The sequence below is a fragment of the Streptomyces brevispora genome (assembly GCF_007829885.1).
Lineage (GTDB): Bacteria > Actinomycetota > Actinomycetes > Streptomycetales > Streptomycetaceae > Streptomyces > Streptomyces brevispora.
In genome coordinates this window covers 1870083-1886297 of the sequence record NZ_VIWW01000001.1, presented here as the reverse complement: position 1 = coordinate 1886297, position 16215 = coordinate 1870083, and the positions used below count along the sequence as shown (strand labels likewise).

Below are 16215 nucleotides of genomic sequence, written 5' to 3'. Positions count from 1 at the left end.
AGTACCGACCGGACGAACAAACAGCCTAAAATCGAGTACGTCGGCGCTGCACAACGCGGTGCCGCCGGCGTCCCCGAAACCGGCGTACGGCACATCAGGAGTCCCGCATGGCAGAGCGCAAGCCGATCTCGTCCTGGCTCACCGACATGGACGGAGTCCTCATCCACGAGGGGACCCCGATCCCCGGTGCCGATGCCTTCATCAAGCGGTTGCGGGACTCCGGGCTGCCCTTCCTCGTCCTCACGAACAACTCGATCTACACCGCGCGCGACCTGCACGCCCGGCTCAGCCGGATGGGCCTCGACGTGCCCGTCGAGAACATCTGGACCTCCGCGCTGGCCACCGCACAGTTCCTGGACGACCAGCGGCCCGGCGGCACGGCGTACGTCATCGGCGAGGCCGGGCTGACCACCGCACTGCACGACATCGGCTACGTCCTCACCGACCACGATCCCGACTACGTCGTGCTCGGGGAGACCCGTACGTACTCCTTCGAGGCGCTCACCAAGGCGATCCGGCTGATCAACGGCGGCGCCCGCTTCATCTGCACCAACCCGGACGAGACCGGCCCGTCCGCCGAGGGCCCGCTGCCCGCGACCGGGTCCGTCGCCGCCCTCATCACGAAGGCCACCGGCAAGGCCCCGTACTTCGCGGGCAAGCCCAACCCGCTGATGATGCGCACCGGGCTCAACGCGATCGGTGCCCACTCCGAGTCCAGCGCCATGATCGGTGACCGGATGGACACCGATGTGCTGGCCGGCCTGGAGGCGGGCATGCAGACGTTCCTGGTGCTCACCGGGCTCACCACGGTGGCGGACATCGACAGCTACCCGTTCCGGCCGTCCACGGTCGTCGACTCCATCGCCGACCTCGTGGGCCTCGTCGACCTGGGCTGATCGCGGCCGGTACCGCCTCCCGACAGGCGAGGGGGTGGTGGGGGCGGTCCTCCGGGGCCGTCTCCCGCGCACTCCACCGGCCCAGTGCCCGAGCCCCTGCGGATGCGGAAAGCCGTCATACACGTGAACCTTCCATAAGGAGGTTCACGATGCGTTCAATACCCCTGACGTTCTGTGCCGCCGCAGTGGTAGCGGCGACCCTGACGCCGGCTTCCGTCGCACTGGCCAGTTCCGGTTCGGACCACCAGCGGGTCTCGCCGTCCCGGGCCACCCTCTCGGTCTCCCCGTCCTCGGTCGGCCCGGGCGGCAAGGTCGATCTGAAGGTCGACGGCTGCAAGGGCAAGGAGGCCAGGGGGAACTCCGACGCCTTCGTCTCCGAGGCGCGTTTCTCGCCCGGTGACGGCGATGCGCTCTTCGCCGGGGCCCGGATCCGTTCCGATGCCGAAGCCCGCGACTACGAGGTCCAGGTGGTGTGCAAGGACGGCAAGGACGGCAAGGGCACCAGGGCGTCCGCCGTCGTCACCGTCGTCCAGCGCGACGGGCCCGCGCCCGTCGCCCCGGTCAGTGCGGGCGGCGGCGGAACCGCCGTACTCGCCGGCCATGCCGCCCATCAGGAGGGCCCCGGCACCGTCCACGCCGTGATCGGCCTCGTCCTGGTCGCCGTCTCCGTCGTCGCGGTCGTCTTCCGCGGCATGCGCCGGCGCCGCCCGGCCGGCGACTGACATGCCCTCCTCGGACCACTCGACGGGACACGGCAGGCTGCTCACCGGAGTGGCCTGGGCCGTACTGCTGCTGAGCCTGTGGCTCTGGGGCCGCGGCATCACCGACGGCTCCGGCATCGGCTCCGCCCCGACCACCGGGGACGTCGCCGCGGTCGGGCGCCCGCTCGGCGTACCGCTGCCCCCGGCGCACGACCCGATCAAGGGCGTGAAGCCGCGGAGCGTCGACATCCCGTCGATCGGTATCAAGGCCCCTGTCGTCCCCCGGGGCCTGGACGCGGACGGGGCGATCGAGCCGCCGTCGTTCGACACCCCCCAGACGGTCGGCTGGTACGGCGACGGCACCGAACCCGGTGCGACCGGGCCGGCGCTGTTCGTCGGCCATGTCGACACCGAGACCAGACCGGCCGTCTTCTACGGGCTCAGCGCGGCCCGCCCCGGCGCCAAGGTCGAAGTGACCCGGACCGACGGCACGGTCGCCGAATTCACCATCGACGACATCCAGGTCTTCACCCGCGCCCGCTTCAACGCCCGGAAGGCGTACGGCCCCCGCAAGGACGGCCGTGCGGAGCTCCGGCTGATCACCTGCGGCGGTACGTACGACCGTGCCTCGCACGCGTACACCGCGAACGTGGTCGTCTCGGCCTACCTGACCGGCGAGAAGACGGCACAGAAGGCGGCCCGGGACGCGGCCCGGGAGACGGCCCGGAAGGTGGCGGAGAGGACGAGCGGGAGGGCGGGCGCCGGGAGCGGCACCTGAGAGCCTGTCGGGTGACCTCTGATCGGGCGGCCACGCCCTGGCACGCACGCTTCCCGCGTTGCCGAAATGTCCTAGTAGCTCCGCTACGAGGACATCCCGCCGCCTTGGAATCGCACGCACCAGACCGCGTCCGCTATCCGATCGAAGGTCACCCGACAGGCTCTGAGCCCGGTGGTACACGGCCCGGCCGGCCGCCCGGTCCTCCGGGCGCCGGCCGGGCCGGTCCTCGACCGCGGGGCGCGGGCCGCGGGAGTGGCCCGGCGCCGACACGGGAGGTCGGTGGGCGGCCGGGTCCGCCGCTCGCCCACTGTAGGGCGCCGAACTCCCCCCGCCCAAAACTATTCTGACGATACGTCGATAACCAGTCACGCTCCGCACGCGGTCAAGTCGGGCAGAGCGTGGTGAACCCGCCGTAACGGCTCTTCGGTGAAGTCGTGAGCGGCCGGGCCGCTCACGGGCCCTGTGTCAGGATGGGCGGCGATGCGACAGTGCACCGCCGTCGCACCCGAGGGGGAGTGGATGTACGGCAGCCACAACGGCCGGTTCGGCATACGGGGAGCGGGCGTGGCCGTGATCGGCGCCGTACTGCTGCTCGCGGGATGTTCCTCCGGTGACGGTGAGGGCGACGGCGGCGGGGGAAAGAATCCCGCGTCCATCGGCCAGCAGCCCAAGGGCACCGATCCGTACTGGGTCAACCCCGACGGCAACGCGGCCCGGCAGGTCGCCCGGTACACCGCGGACGGCAACGGGAAGAACGCCGGCCTGATCCGCAGGATCGCGGAGCAGCCGGTCGGCGAGTGGATCGGCCCGGACAATCCGGAGGCCGAGGCGAGGGGCTTCACGGAGGCCGCCGCGAAGGCCGACCGGGAGGCGCTGCTCGTCCTCTACAACATCCCGCACCGCGACTGCGGACAGTTCTCCAAGGGCGGCGCCGCCGACGGCGACGCGTACCGCACCTGGCTGGACGGGGTCGCCAAGGGCATCGGCGACCGCGGCGCCACGGTGGTCCTGGAGCCGGACGCGGTGCTGCACCTGGTCGACGGATGCACCCCGCAGGAGTTCCACGAGGAGCGCTACGACCTGCTCAAGGGGGCGGTGGAGCGGCTGAAGCGACTGCCGGGCACCCGGGTCTACCTGGACGCGGGCAACGCGGGCTGGCACACCCCGGACGCGCTGTTCCAGCCGCTCCGGCAGGCGGGCATCGACGCGGCCGACGGCTTCGCGGTGAACGTCTCCAACTTCCAGACCACCGCGGTCAGCGAGGACTTCGGCAAGCGGCTGTCGGCGAAGGTCGGCGACAAGCCGTTCGTCATCGACACCAGCCGCAACGGCAACGGCCCGTACACCGGCGGCGACCCCCGGCAGACCTGGTGCAATCCGCCGGGGCGGGCCCTCGGCGAGACACCGACGGCCTCCACGGGCGACGAACTGGTCGACGCCTACCTCTGGATCAAGCGCCCGGGGGAGTCCGACGGCGACTGCCGGGGCGGCCCGAAGGCCGGCGACTGGTGGCCCGATTACGCCCTGGGCCTGGCCCGCGGCACGAAGGCGAAGTAGCCGGGCGGCGGGCGGACGGTGCGGCAGTAAGGCGGGCCGCACCGTCCGCCGGGCCTACGGCACCTCCACCCACGTTCCCTCGGACGGGGTGCCCTTGTCGTCGGTGACGAAGAGCATGTACCAGCCCGACGGCACCAGCGCCCGGTTCTTCGGCACCGTCACCGAGATCCCGCCGTCGGTCTTCTTCAGGTCCAGCGCCACCGACCGCTGGTCCGTGTCCGTGACATGGGTGACCGCGCTCGGCCGCATCAGCTTCGCCGACTTGATCGTCGCGGCGCTGTTGGTCGTGAACATCGCGGTGGCGCCGCGCTTCACCTTCTTCGGACCGGCGGTCAGTTCGGGCCGCGAGTCGCGGTACAGGTACGGCGGGGTGTAGATCTCGATCCGCTGCTCGAAGACGCCCGGCCGGGTGTTCGCCTTGTCGGAGTAGAGCGAGTCGGAGCCGAAGATCATGACCCGGCCGTCGGGGAGGAGCACGGACCCCGAGTGGTAGTTGCGGCCCACCGCCGGGTCGGCGACCCGCTTGTAGGTGTCCGACCCGGCGTCGTACAGCCGGGCCTGGAGGATGTCGGAGCCGCCGCGGCCCCGGTAGTCGTCGGAGCCGCCGGTGACCAGCAGGGAGTCGTCGGGGAGCAGCGACGCGCTCGGGTAGCGGGTGCCCTCCTCCAGTGAGGCGCCGTCCTTGAACTTCGGGTCGGCGTCCAACAGGTCGACCAGCCGGGACTTCTTGCTGGACTTGTCGGACTCGCCGACGCCGCCCCCGCCGATCACCATGAACTTCTCGTCCTGGGCCGGAGGCAGCCGTACCGTCGCCGACGTCTCCATCCGGTCCGGGTCGCTCAGGCCGGGGATCTTGGTGAACTTGTTCGTCGCCAGGTCCCAGACGCCGGGCGCGCGGCCGACGGTGGCGGGGCCGTAGCCCGCGTTCGAGCCGGAGTAGAAGAGCTTGCCGTCGTTGAGGAGGAAGACCGCCGGGTAGGTGGGGAACTTCCGGATGATGCCGGTGTACTCCCACTTCTTGGTCTTCGGGTCGTAGACCTCGTCCTTGCCGGGCACGATCTGCCCGATCTCGTCCAGGCCGGAGAGGGCGAGGACCTTGCCGTCCTTGAGCGTGGTCAGCGTCGGATACCAGCGGGCCTCGTTCATCGGGTCGACGGTGATGTACTTCTCCGCCACCGGATCGAACTCGAAAGCCTCCCGGATGCCCTGGAAGTCCTTCTTGTCGAGGGCGAGCTTCTGGGCGATCCCGTACACGTTGCGGGTGTCGGAGCCGGACAGGCCCGCTATGCGGTAGTTGTCCTCGGTGCCCGTCTCGTACTTCGTGCCGGACTTCTGCGCCTCGACGTAGATCCGGCCGAGTCCGGGGTCGTTGCGCAGGAACGCGCCGGTGTTCTTGTCGAAGACCTTGGTGGCCTTCTCCACCAGCACGGGGTCCTTGGTGACGAAGGTCCTGCCGTTGGTCTTACCGGTGAACCTGGTGCCCGCCGGAAGCGTGACCGGCTTGTCCGGGTCCTCGTTGTGGACGATCATCAGGCCGCCCGCCCTGGTGACGTCGCCCTTGAGCTTCTCGTACCGCTTCGTGCCGCCGGCTATGAGGAGTTTGCCGTCGGGCAGCTGGGTGTGACCGGCGCAGAACATGTCCTTGGGCGTGGGTATGTTCGTGAACCCGCCGGTCTTCGGGTCCCACAGCACCGACCGGAAGCTCTTCGCGTCGAAGTTCTTCTGGTTGTTGCCCGAGCCCGCGACGAGCAGCACCTTGCCGGTGTGCAGCAGCGCCGCGTGAATCGTGTTGATCTTGTACTCGGACGGGATGTCGAGGAAGTCCCAGTGGCCGTTGGCGGCCTTGTAGTCGGGCTTGTTGATCTTGTACTCGTGGTAGCGCTCGGTGCTGAAACGGTACAGCCACGGCCCGTTCGCCCCCGCGAGCGCGAGAACCACCGCCGTACTGATCGCCATGCGGCGGGTACGGCGGCTCGGACGGTACTTCATTGTTTACGTCCCCCAAGGGCGATCTGCATGGTCTGTTCGTTGCCGTCCCAGTGGGGCTTCTCCTGCTGGGCACGGGCGGGCGGGCCGCTCGTCGGCGGTGGTCCCGCGTGGTGCTTCTTCTTCCGCTTCTTCTCCGCCCGCACGGTGTACTGCCAGCCGAAGATCGGTGCCGCGGTGATCAGCAGCGCCAGTGCGGCCCAGGTGAGCATCGCCGGGTGGCTGTGGCCGAGGACGAACGAGGCCGCGATCGAGCCGCCGAACACCAGAATGAAGAAGAGGTGGATGCGGAAGGTCCCGAAGAGGGTGTCCGGGCTGGAGGAGTCGCCCTTGGGCGTGACCACGAACGAGCTCTTGCGGCGCAGCACGGCGTCCATCAGCGAGCGCGCGTAGATCGGCGCGGAGAGCGCGGACATCATCATGCCGGCCAGACCGCCGGAGCCCTCGGGCTCGTGCGGCGAGACGTTGTGGCGGCGGTTCCAGATGTACAGGCCGATCTGGAGCGCGGACGCGTTGCCGTACAGCATCATCCAGACGACCGGGTCGATCTGCACACCGGAGGCGCCCATTCCCAGGAACAGCGCGCAACTCAGCGCCGCGAGAATCCAGTTCATGGCGGACATCGGGTAGAAGATGATCATCATGGTGTAGTTGAAGAGCTTGCCCACGGGCAGTGAGTAGACGCCCTTCCAGTACTGCTTGAGGATCGTCTCGTACGTCCCGCGCGACCAGCGCAGCTGCTGGGTGAAGAAGTCGGTCCAGGCGGTCGGGCCCTCGCCCACGGCCAGTACGTCCGGCGTGTACACCGAGCGCCACTTGCGGCCGGTGTGCGGGTTGCGGGCGCGGTGCATCTCGAAGCCGGTCGCCATGTCCTCGGTGATCGAGTCGTACAGACCGCCGATCTGCTTGAGGGCCGAGATCCGCACCGCGTTGCTGGTGCCGACGAACATCGGGGCGCCGTAGCGGTTGCCCGCGCGCTGGATCAGTGCGTGGAAGAGGAACTGCTGCGACTCGGCGGCCTTGGTGACGAAGGTGTCGTAGTTGCCGTAGACCTGCGGGCCGATGACGAAGCCGACGTCCGGGTCACGGAAGTAGCCGAGCATCCGCTCCAGATAGTTGGGCATCGGCACGTGGTCGGTGTCGACCGAGGCGAAGAAGTCGTACGCGTCGCCGTGCGCGTCGAGCCAGGCGTTGTAGTTGCCGTGCTTGGTCTTCGCGCGGTGCGGGCCCTTGGCCTGGTTCCAGTGCGCCACGCCCTTGCGGGAGAAGTGGTGCACCCCCAGCCGTTGGCAGACCTCCTTGACCGCCGGGTCGTCGCCCTCGTCGAGCAGCCAGACGTGCATCAGCCCGCGGTGGCGGATGCGGACGGCGGCCTCCAGGGTCTTCGTCACCATCTCCAGGGGCTCCTTGCCCGGGACGAAGGAGGTGAGGAACGCGACCCGGGTGCCGTTCTCCGGCACGACCGGGACCGGGTCGCGGGCGACCAGTGTGGCGTGCGCGTTGGAGAGGACGTTCAGGGTGCGGAAGAGCTCGATCAGCCCGATCGAGACCAGCATCACGATGTCGAGGATCAGCAGCGTGTCGTTCTTGAGGTTCGGGTCGCGCTGCGTCCAGTGCTCGGGCTGCATCAGCCAGGCGAACAGGCCGAGCGAGACCAGCGGCGCGGCGCCCAGCAGGAGTGCCGCGCGTATCCGGTGCGGCTCCTGGGAGAGGAGCGAACGGTACCGCACGGTGTACGGCTTGGCCGGATCCGGCTGGGTCAGTGGCCCGGCGAGCCGGCTGTAGTGCTCGTAGTCGTAACGGGGCAGCGCCTTCTTCGGGCGTCGCCGCTGGCCCCCGGCCCGAAGCTGCGGGGGTATCCGAAGCTGCGTGGTCTCGGAAGGGTCGTTGTTCTGCCGGGCGCCTGGCGGCGTCGACGTCATGGGTCATCCCCCTGCACGCAGGCAGACTGCGTGGGTCGGTCGGTCCTTTCGCCCGCCGCGTGCCCCCCTGGAACGCGACCGACGGCTCAGTGGCAGGCCACCCTTCCGCAGATACGGAACGGCGCCCTTCCGGTTGCATGATGCCTGCTCGGCATTTGCTCCTGCACGAGGCCCCCACCCCACAACGCACACAACCGGAACATCCCCCTCAACTGCCCCCAACTGCTCAGGCCATCGGGCTGGTTGACGCCGATGACCTCCAGACAGGTTGGCCGAACCCAGCCGTGATCGCAAGGGTGAAACGGACCGTTAGCCGATCATATGCACGATTTGAGGAACCCTTGTGGGGAGGGGTGTGGAGGCGTATGAGGGGGCAACTGGGGTGCTCGCGGAGGACTCTCGCGCCTCCGGACGACCGATCGGTGACTGTCTGTCGGGTGTGGGTGAGCTGTGCGTGAGCAAACTATTCACTGTGCGGAACCTGCGCGAGACGCCGGGGAACGGACAAGGCCCCCTCACGCGTGGTGAGGAGGCCTTGTCTTCGCGTGCGCCGCCAGGGACTCGAACCCCGGACCCGCTGATTAAGAGTCAGCTGCTCTAACCAACTGAGCTAGCGGCGCCTGCTGACCTGGAGAACTCTACCCGACCCCAGGCGGTGCTCCTGACCATTAACCCTTCGCTGCGGCCTGTCGGATGTTCGTTTTACTCATCTATCCGTCAAAATGAGATATGTCCGGATAGTTGAGACACTGACGCCCGTACAGATGCGCCCAAAGATCTTGACGACTGCGGAGGGAATCGCATGACTGTGCCGGCCTTCGAGGAGTACGTACCCGCCAGCGACTGCACCTGTGCGGGGTGCGCCGTACAACGGCGCACCGCAGCCGCGGTACTGCCGACGCGGCAGGGAGGACATCCGGCCGCACACGGCGCGCGGCGCGCGCTGGTGCTGGTCACCGCTGCCGGAGTGGTGCTGAGCGGCGGCCTGGCGGAGGCGGCGACCGGGGCGGCCGGCCCCGGTCGCGTCACCGACCCCGCCCCGGGGGCCGACCCGGCGGCCGATCCCGCGTCGGCCCCCGACGCGGTGACGGCGGACCCGGTCATGCCGGACGACCCGGAGGACGCCGCCGACCCGGCCGATCCGGGACCGGACAGCCCGCAGGGCGGGCCGGGTCCGTTGCAGGGTGCGGGGGCCTCCGGTCCGCCGGCGGGTACGCCCACGCTGCGCAAGACGACCAGGGCCGACATCATCAACCGGGCGAAGAAGTGGGTCGCCGCGCAGGTCCCGTACAGCATGAGCAAGTACTGGCTGGACGGGTACCGCCAGGACTGCTCCGGTTATCTGTCGATGGCCTGGGACCTGCCGGGCAACGAGTGGACCGGCAGCCTCGCCTCATACGGCACGCGGATCGCCCGTGCGGATCTCCAGCCCGGCGACATGCTGCTCTTCCACAACCCGGCCGACCCCTCCAAGGGCTCGCACGTCACGATCTTCGGGGGCTGGACGGACTACACGCACACCCACTACACGGCGTACGAGCAGACCATGCCGCACACCCGCAAGCAGACGACGCCCATGGCGTACTGGACCCACTCGAGCAGCTACGTCGCGTACCGCTACACGGGGCTGACCACCGAAACCGGCGGCAGCAGCTCGACGAGAGCGTTCCCGGGGGCCGGTCAGTTCGGCCCGGGCGCGAACAACGCCCACGTCACCGAACTCGGCAAGCTGCTCGTCGAGCGGGGTGGCAAGCGCTTCTACAAGGTCGGCCCCGGCCCCGCCTGGGGCAGCGCCGACCAGCAGGCGACCGCGGCGTTCCAGAAGGCCCAGGGCTGGAAGGGCAAGGAGGCCGACGGCATCCCCGGGCCCGACACCTGGCGCCTGCTGACCACCGGCACCGGCAACGACATCCCTGCCGCGGGCGGAACCGGCACGGGCGGCTCGACCGCGACGCCCGCTTACCCCGGGCGGGGCAATTTCCGGACGGGTCAGTCCAACAGCCATGTCGACAGGCTCGGGAAACAGTTGGTGAAGAAGGGATACGGCAAGTACTACCTGTCGGGCCCCGGGCCCCGATGGGGCGAGGCGGACCGGCGCAATGTCGAGGCCTTCCAGAAGGCCCAGGGCTGGCGGGGCGCGGAGGCCGACGGCTATCCGGGTCCGGAGACCTGGCGGCGACTCTTCGCGTGACACGACGCACATGACGGAGGCGGTAATGCGATCCACAGTGTCGGACAGCTCGGGGAACCCGGAGAACGGGGACAACCCCGAGAACTCCGAGAACCCGGAGAACCCGGAGTACGGCGAGGAGAGGTACGGGGCGCTCCCGGTACGGGAGTGGGCGGTACTGGACAGGCCGGGACGCGGCGCGGACGCGTCGGCCCGTGCGGACGGGGTGCCGGGCCAGGACGGGCCGAAGGGCTCGGGTGCGACGACCGGGGCGTACGACTGGTCGGCGTCGGCGTCGGCGTCGGCTCCGGGTTCGAGTTCGGGTTCGGCGTCCGGTTCGGGTTTCGGTTCGGTGTACGGGGGCGGCTCCGTGACGAGGGGCGGCCCGGACTCCGTGGCGCGGTCCGCGACGGACTCCGTGGTCGACCTGGTCCTCGACCTGATGCCGGGCGAGGGCGAACGCGGGGGCTCCGCCTTCGGCGCGACCTCGGCGTCGGTGTCGGTTCCGGGCGACGGCTCGGGCTCGGGCTCGGGTGAGGGCTCCGGCGCGGAGGATGGCGGCGGGTCCGGCTCGGTCTCGGGCTCCGGCTCCGGGGACGGGCCGCCCGGCGCCTCGGATCTGCTGCCCGCCGCCGCGGCGGAGAAGGGCGGCCGGGTGCCGGCCGCCGAGTCCGGCGCGCTCCCCGGTACGGGATCCGTGATCGGCGCGCGTGGCGCGGTGTCGGGCACCGTTCCGGGGCAACCGGTCCTGGAGCACGACCCGTTCCTTCCCGGCCCGGACGACGCACCGGGGCCCGGTGCCGGATTCGTCCCCGGGCCGGGGCTCACCCCGGTCCGCCAGGACGCCGGCCCCTCCCTCTCGCTGCCCTCCGGCGGCGCCGGGGCCGGCGAGCTCCACACCGCGGTGCGGGTGGACACCGGCCGGCGCCACTCGGACATCGACGATGAGCGCGCCGTCTCCATCCCCGTACACCTGCTCTTCCGCGAAGGTCCCGAGGCCGCCGCGGACGCCGCCGCGCTGCCCGCCACCGTCGTGCAGAGGACGGCCGGGAGCGAGTGCGCTGCCGGTGTCCGGCGGCCGCCGGTGCCGCGGGCACCGCAGGTGCTGCCCTCCACCCGGCCCGCACCCGTCGCCGACCCGCAACTCCGCGAACGGTCCGGCCCCTCGCTGCCCGGCTGGGCCGTACTGCTCGCCGGTCTCGTCGGGCTCGCCGCCTCGGGCGGGGTCCTGTGGTGGATCGGCGCGCTGCCGGGCGGGGCGGTGTCCCGGCTCGGGCTCGGCCCGCGACCGTACGACGGCATCGGCCTCGGCGCCTGGGCGGCGCTCACGGCACTGCTGACCACGGTGTTCTTCGCGTTCGGCGGCCTGACCCGCGGCCAGGTCGGGCACGCCTGGGTGCTCACCCTCTTCGGCCGGTACCGCGGCAGCGTGCGGCGGACCGGGCTGATGTGGGTCAGCCCGCTGCTGCTGCGCCGCCGGGTCGACGTACGGCTGCGGCACTGGCGCAGCGAACCGCTGCCCGCGGTGGACGCGAACGGTACGGCGTTGCGGGTCGTCGTCCTCGTCGTGTGGCGGGTCACGGACACCGTGCGGGCGACGCTGGGAATCGCCGACCACGAGGAGTACCTGCGGGAACAGGTCGAGGCGGCGATGGCGCGGGTCCTGTCCCAGCTGCCCGCCGACGCCTTCCACGAGGACGCTCACACCCTGCGCAACGCGGAAGCCGTCGGCGACGCGCTGACCCGGATGCTCAAGGCGGACTGCGAGCCGGTCGGCATCGAGGTGTACTCCGCGCAGCCGACCGGAATCGAGTACGCGCCGGAGGTGGCCGCGGCCATGCAACTGCGCCGGATCGCGGCCATCGACGCCAAACACCGCGACAGCGTGCTGACTTCGGTGGTGGACGCCGTGGACGACACCGTCAACCGGCTGACCGCCCGGGGCCTCGTGGAGCTCGACGACTACGAACGGAAGTCCCTGGTGAAGGACTTGACCGTCGCCTTCTACACCGGACGCAGTGGTGGGGACAGTGTCTGAGGCTTCGCGGAGGTCCCTTCGGCGGCGAACCGGAATCCAACTCCCATTGGTCTGGACATGTTCATGATCCGTCAATAATCTAGGCCTTGGTCTAGACCGCACGGCGCGCGCAGCAGTGCTCATGGAGCCTCCCCCACGAATCCGAGGAGCGACAGCAATGCGTAAGAAGACAGGTGCGGCCCTGGTGGGTCTCGCGGTAGCGGGCGTCTCGATGTTCGCGACCAGCAGTGCCAGCAGCCATGGCTACACGGACAACCCCATCAGCCGTCAGAAGCTCTGTGCCAACGGCACGGTGACCGGCTGCGGCAACATCCAGTGGGAGCCGCAGAGCGTCGAGGGCCCCAAGGGCTTCCCGGCGGCCGGTCCGGCCGACGGCGCGATCTGTTCCGGCGGCCACGGCGAGTTCGCGCAGCTCGACGACCCGCGCGGCGGCAACTGGCCCGCCACCCACGTCACCGCGGGTCAGGGCTTCAGCTTCCGCTGGCAGTTCACCGCCCGCCACGCCACGACGGACTTCCGCTACTACATCACCAAGAACGGCTGGGACCCCACCAAGCCGCTCAAGCGGTCCGACCTGGAGTCGCAGCCCTTCATGACGGTGCCGTACGGCGGTATGCAGCCGCCGGCCACGCTGACCCAGCAGGGCGCCATCCCCACCCAGAAGACCGGGAAGCACATCATCCTGAGCGTCTGGAACATCGCGGACACGGCCAACGCGTTCTACTCGTGCTCCGATGTTCAGTTCTGACGTGTAGCCAGTTACCGTGCGGCGCCATGAGGAGCGCAGGCACCGTCGCGGAGCTCGTACAGCGCCAATGGGGCGACCACCGGCCCGGATTGAGGCACGAGGACATCGTCCTCAGCCACCACCAGGTCGCCTCGTGCGCTGCCGCAAGGGCCGCGCTCCTGGCGGATCTGCTGCCGACGGGCAGCGAGCCGCACGTCGGGGTGTTGCTCGACAACACCCCTGAGTTTCCACTGTGGCTGAGCGCGGCGGCCCTGGCCGGGGCCGCCGTCGCCGGCATCAACCCGACCCGTCGCGGCGCCGAACTGGCCCGCGACATCACGCACACCGAATGCCGGGTGCTGATCACCGAGCGCGCCCATCTGCCACTGCTCGACGGCCTGGAGTTGCCGGGCGTCCGGGTACTGGTCACCGAAACCGAGGCGTACGCCGCACTGCTCGCCCCGTACGCCGGGGCGGAGCCGGGGGACACGGTCCTCGCCCGCCCCGGGCCCGGAACCCGGATGCTGCTCTACTTCACCTCGGGCTCCACCGGCGCGCCCAAGGCCGCCGTCTGCACCCAGGGGCGGCTCGCCGCGGCCGGTCAGTCGCTCGTCGGCCACTTCGGGATCGGGCGCGAGGACGTCCACTACATCTGCATGCCGATGTTCCACGGCAACGCGGTGATCGCCGACTGGGCACCCGCACTGGCCGGCGGCGCCGCCGTCGCCCTGCGCCGCCGTTTCTCGGCATCCGGCTTCCTCGCCGACGTACGCGCACACGGGGCCACCTACTTCACCTACGTCGGCCGTGCCGTGCAGTACCTGCTGGCCACCCCCGAGCGCCCCGACGACCGGGAGCACCCGCTCCGCATCGGCTTCGGCACCGAGGCGGGCGCCGTGGACGCGGCGCGCTTCCGGGAGCGGTTCGGGGTGCGGCTGGTCGAGGGCTACGGCTCCTCGGAGGGCGGCGCGGCGATCCAGCGGACCCCGGACACCCCGCAGGGCGCGATCGGCCGGGCCTCGGACCGCGACGACCTCGCCGTCGTCGACCCGGAGACGGGCCACGAGCGCGTCGCCGCGGTCTTCGACGAGGGCGGAAAGCTGCTCAACGGTGCCGCTGCGATAGGGGAGCTGGTCAACCGTGGCCGGACCCCGTTCGAAGGCTACTGGCGCAACGAGGAGGCGGACGCCGCCCGGGTGCGCGGCGGCTGGTACTGGACCGGTGACCTCTTCTTCCGCGACCCCGACGGCTTCCTCTACTTCGCGGGCCGTACCGAGGACCGGCTGCGGGTCGACAGCGAGAACCTGGCCGCCGCGATGATCGAGAACATCCTCGCCCGCTGGGCGGACGCGGCGGCCGTCGCCGTCTACGCGGTGCCCGACCCCGTCGCCGGGGACCAGGTGATGGCGGCGCTGGCGCTGCGCGACGGGACCCGGTTCGACCCGGCCGCGTTCGCCGCGTTCCTCCGGGACCAGACCGACCTGGGTACGAAGATGGCGCCCAGGTTCGTACGGATCGTGCACTCGATGCCGGTGACGGCGACGAACAAGGTGCATCGGGTCGGGCTGCGGAGGGAGGGATTCTGGTCCGGGTCCACTGTGTGGTGGCGGGACCCGGAGGGCGCGTACGTCCCGTTCGGGGAAGAGCGACTGGCCTTGCTCGCGGGCGAGTTCGAGGCGCACGGGCGCACCGAGCTGCTGTCCTCAGACGCCGGACGGGCGTGAGAGGACCGCCCGCCGCAGACGCGTCACGGCCAGTACCGCCCCCGCCAGCAGGAGCAGCGCCCCCGCCACCGACGCGTACTGCATGCTGTGCACGAAGGCCTCCCGCCCGACCGAGATCAGCGAACCGTCGCCGGTGGACAGCGCCCCCGGCAGCGTCTTGCGGGCCACCTCCGGTGCCGAGTCCGGCATGTCCGCGGTGTAGACGGCGGTCGCCACCGCACCCAGCAGCGCCATTCCCATCGCGCCGCCGAACTCCTGCCCGGTCTCCAGCAGCGAGGCGGCCGAACTCGCCTTCTCCGGCGGGCTGGTGGAAAGCGCCAGGTCCGAGACGAGCGCCATCACGGTCACGATGCCGCTGCTCATCACGGCCGAACCGACGAGCAGCACCCACAGGGAGTCGGTGCCGGACAGGGCCAGGATCCCGAATCCGGCCGCCGCGATGACGAACCCGGCGCAGATGACATGGCTGCGCTCGGTCCGCTGGGCGATCGCCGTGGCCGCGGGCGCGGCGGCACCGACCGCCAGCGACGGTGCCAGGCTCCACAGCGCGGCCTCCATCGTGCTCATGCCGAGCACCGACTGCAGGTACTGGGTGGTGAAGAAGGCGGAGCCCATCATAGCGAAGGAGGCCAGCGCGTTCAGACCGATCCCGGCGGCGAAGCCGCGGCCACGGAACAGCTCCCGGCTGATCATCGCGTCGTCGCGGCCGCGCTGACGGCGGACGAAGACCAGGCCGACGGCGAGCCCGGCGAGGATGATCAGCCCGTTGCGCGTGTCCATGCCGTGGGCGGCACTCTCCTTGACCCCGTAGACGACCGGCAGCACCGAACCCATCGACAGCGGAACGCTGAGGAAGTCGAACCGCCCCGGGGCCGGGTCCTTGAACTCCGGGACCAGCACCGGCACCAGGACCAGCAGCAGCACCATCGCCGGCACATTGATCAGGAAGACCGAACCCCACCAGAAGTGCCCCAGCATGAAACCGCTGAGCACCGAGCCGAGCGCGATCCCGCCCGCCATGGCACCGGACCAGATGCCGACGGCCTGGCTGCGCTGGCGCTCGTCGCGGAACATGTTGCGTACGAGTCCCATCGTCGACGGCATCAGCGTCGCACCGCCGATCCCCAGCAGGGCGCGGGCCGCGATGAGCATCTCGGGGCTGGAGGCGTAGGCGGCACCGACCGAGGCCGCGCTGAAGGCGAAGGCGCCGGCCATCAGCAGCCTGCGGCGGCCGATCCGGTCGCCGAGCGAGCCCATCGTGATGAGCAGACCGGCCAGCGCGAAGGCGTACACATCGAAGATCCAGAGCTGCTGGGTGGCGCTGGGGGCGAGGTCCCGGTCGATGGACGGGATCGCGAAGAAGAGGACGGACACGTCCATCGAGACGAGGAGGAGGGGGAGCAGCAGGACCACGAACGCGGTCCACTCCCTGCGGCCGGCGCGCTCGCCGGGTGTGGTGGCGGTGCTCGTAGACGTTGTCATGCCAAGGAATATACGGACGTATAAAACGGGTGTCTAGTACGTATGTGTAAAACATTTGTACATCGTCGAGGGCAGCACAAAACACACGAGGTGGTCTCCGTTGAACGGAGGCCACCTCGTGTGTTGTCTGTGCGCCGCCAGGGACTCGAACCCCGGACCCGCTGATTAAGAGTCAGCTGCTCTAACCAACTGAGCTAGCGGCGCCTGCTGACTCGAAAATAATACCTGGTCCTC

Annotated in this window: 11 protein-coding genes and 2 tRNA genes; 8 read left to right on the top strand and 5 right to left on the bottom strand. The window is 70.2% G+C overall.

The window, feature by feature from the left end; all coding sequences use genetic code 11:
* The first annotated feature begins 107 nt into the window (after nt 1-107).
* The 4 genes from FHX80_RS08740 (at nt 108) to FHX80_RS08725 (ending at nt 3932) form a co-directional block, all read left to right on the top strand.
* On the top strand, nt 108-896 hold the full coding sequence (locus FHX80_RS08740; RefSeq protein WP_145763680.1) for an HAD-IIA family hydrolase: 789 nt from the start codon (nt 108-110) through the stop codon (nt 894-896).
* 149 nt (nt 897-1045) lie between these two features.
* Nucleotides 1046-1618, top strand: coding sequence for a hypothetical protein (locus FHX80_RS08735; RefSeq protein ID WP_145763679.1), 573 nt, complete (start codon nt 1046-1048; stop codon nt 1616-1618).
* 1 nt (nt 1619) lies between these two features.
* Nucleotides 1620-2375: a class F sortase gene (locus FHX80_RS08730; RefSeq protein ID WP_145763678.1), complete on the top strand. Its 756-nt coding sequence runs from the start codon at nt 1620-1622 to the stop codon at nt 2373-2375.
* A 519-nt stretch (nt 2376-2894) separates the two neighbouring features.
* Nucleotides 2895-3932 (top strand): glycoside hydrolase family 6 protein, encoded by a 1038-nt coding sequence (locus tag FHX80_RS08725; protein WP_145767156.1) that lies wholly within the window; start codon nt 2895-2897, stop codon nt 3930-3932.
* A 54-nt stretch (nt 3933-3986) separates the two neighbouring features.
* Here the strand turns inward: FHX80_RS08725 and glxA are convergent, their stop codons facing one another.
* The 3 genes from glxA to FHX80_RS08710 all read right to left on the bottom strand — a co-directional run bounded on the left by glxA (nt 3987) and on the right by FHX80_RS08710 (nt 8460).
* A complete protein-coding gene (gene glxA, locus FHX80_RS08720; RefSeq protein ID WP_145763677.1) occupies nt 3987-5921 on the bottom strand; it encodes a radical copper oxidase GlxA in 1935 nt (644 codons plus the stop codon).
* Complete coding sequence (locus tag FHX80_RS08715) at nt 5918-7840, bottom strand: glycosyltransferase family 2 protein (protein ID WP_145763676.1); 1923 nt, start codon at nt 7838-7840, stop codon at nt 5918-5920. Before FHX80_RS08715 ends, glxA begins: the two co-directional genes overlap by 4 nt.
* A 546-nt stretch (nt 7841-8386) precedes the next feature.
* Nucleotides 8387-8460: transfer RNA gene (locus FHX80_RS08710), tRNA-Lys, on the bottom strand.
* Nucleotides 8461-8642: 182 nt separating this feature from the next.
* On the opposite strand from FHX80_RS08710, the gene FHX80_RS08705 reads away from it, so the two are divergent.
* The 4 genes from FHX80_RS08705 to FHX80_RS08690 all read left to right on the top strand — a co-directional run bounded on the left by FHX80_RS08705 (nt 8643) and on the right by FHX80_RS08690 (nt 14499).
* Nucleotides 8643-10031, top strand: a complete 1389-nt coding sequence (locus FHX80_RS08705) for a peptidoglycan-binding protein (protein WP_145763675.1) — start codon at nt 8643-8645, stop codon at nt 10029-10031.
* A gap of 25 nt (nt 10032-10056) precedes the next feature.
* The gene (locus FHX80_RS08700; RefSeq protein WP_145763674.1) at nt 10057-12048 is read left to right on the top strand and encodes an SPFH domain-containing protein; all 1992 of its coding nucleotides are present in this window, start codon (nt 10057-10059) and stop codon (nt 12046-12048) included.
* Nucleotides 12049-12205: 157 nt separating this feature from the next.
* Entirely contained in the window at nt 12206-12796 is a 591-nt protein-coding gene (locus FHX80_RS08695) for a lytic polysaccharide monooxygenase auxiliary activity family 9 protein (RefSeq protein WP_145763673.1), read from the top strand.
* Between the two features lie 26 nt (nt 12797-12822).
* Nucleotides 12823-14499 (top strand): AMP-binding protein, encoded by a 1677-nt coding sequence (locus FHX80_RS08690; RefSeq protein WP_145763672.1) that lies wholly within the window; start codon nt 12823-12825, stop codon nt 14497-14499.
* Here the strand turns inward: FHX80_RS08690 and FHX80_RS08685 are convergent.
* A complete protein-coding gene (locus FHX80_RS08685; RefSeq protein WP_145763671.1) occupies nt 14479-15981 on the bottom strand; it encodes an MFS transporter in 1503 nt (500 codons plus the stop codon). The genes FHX80_RS08690 and FHX80_RS08685 overlap by 21 nt on opposite strands.
* A gap of 130 nt (nt 15982-16111) precedes the next feature.
* Nucleotides 16112-16185 (bottom strand) — tRNA-Lys (locus tag FHX80_RS08680).
* Nucleotides 16186-16215: the final 30 nt, after the last annotated feature.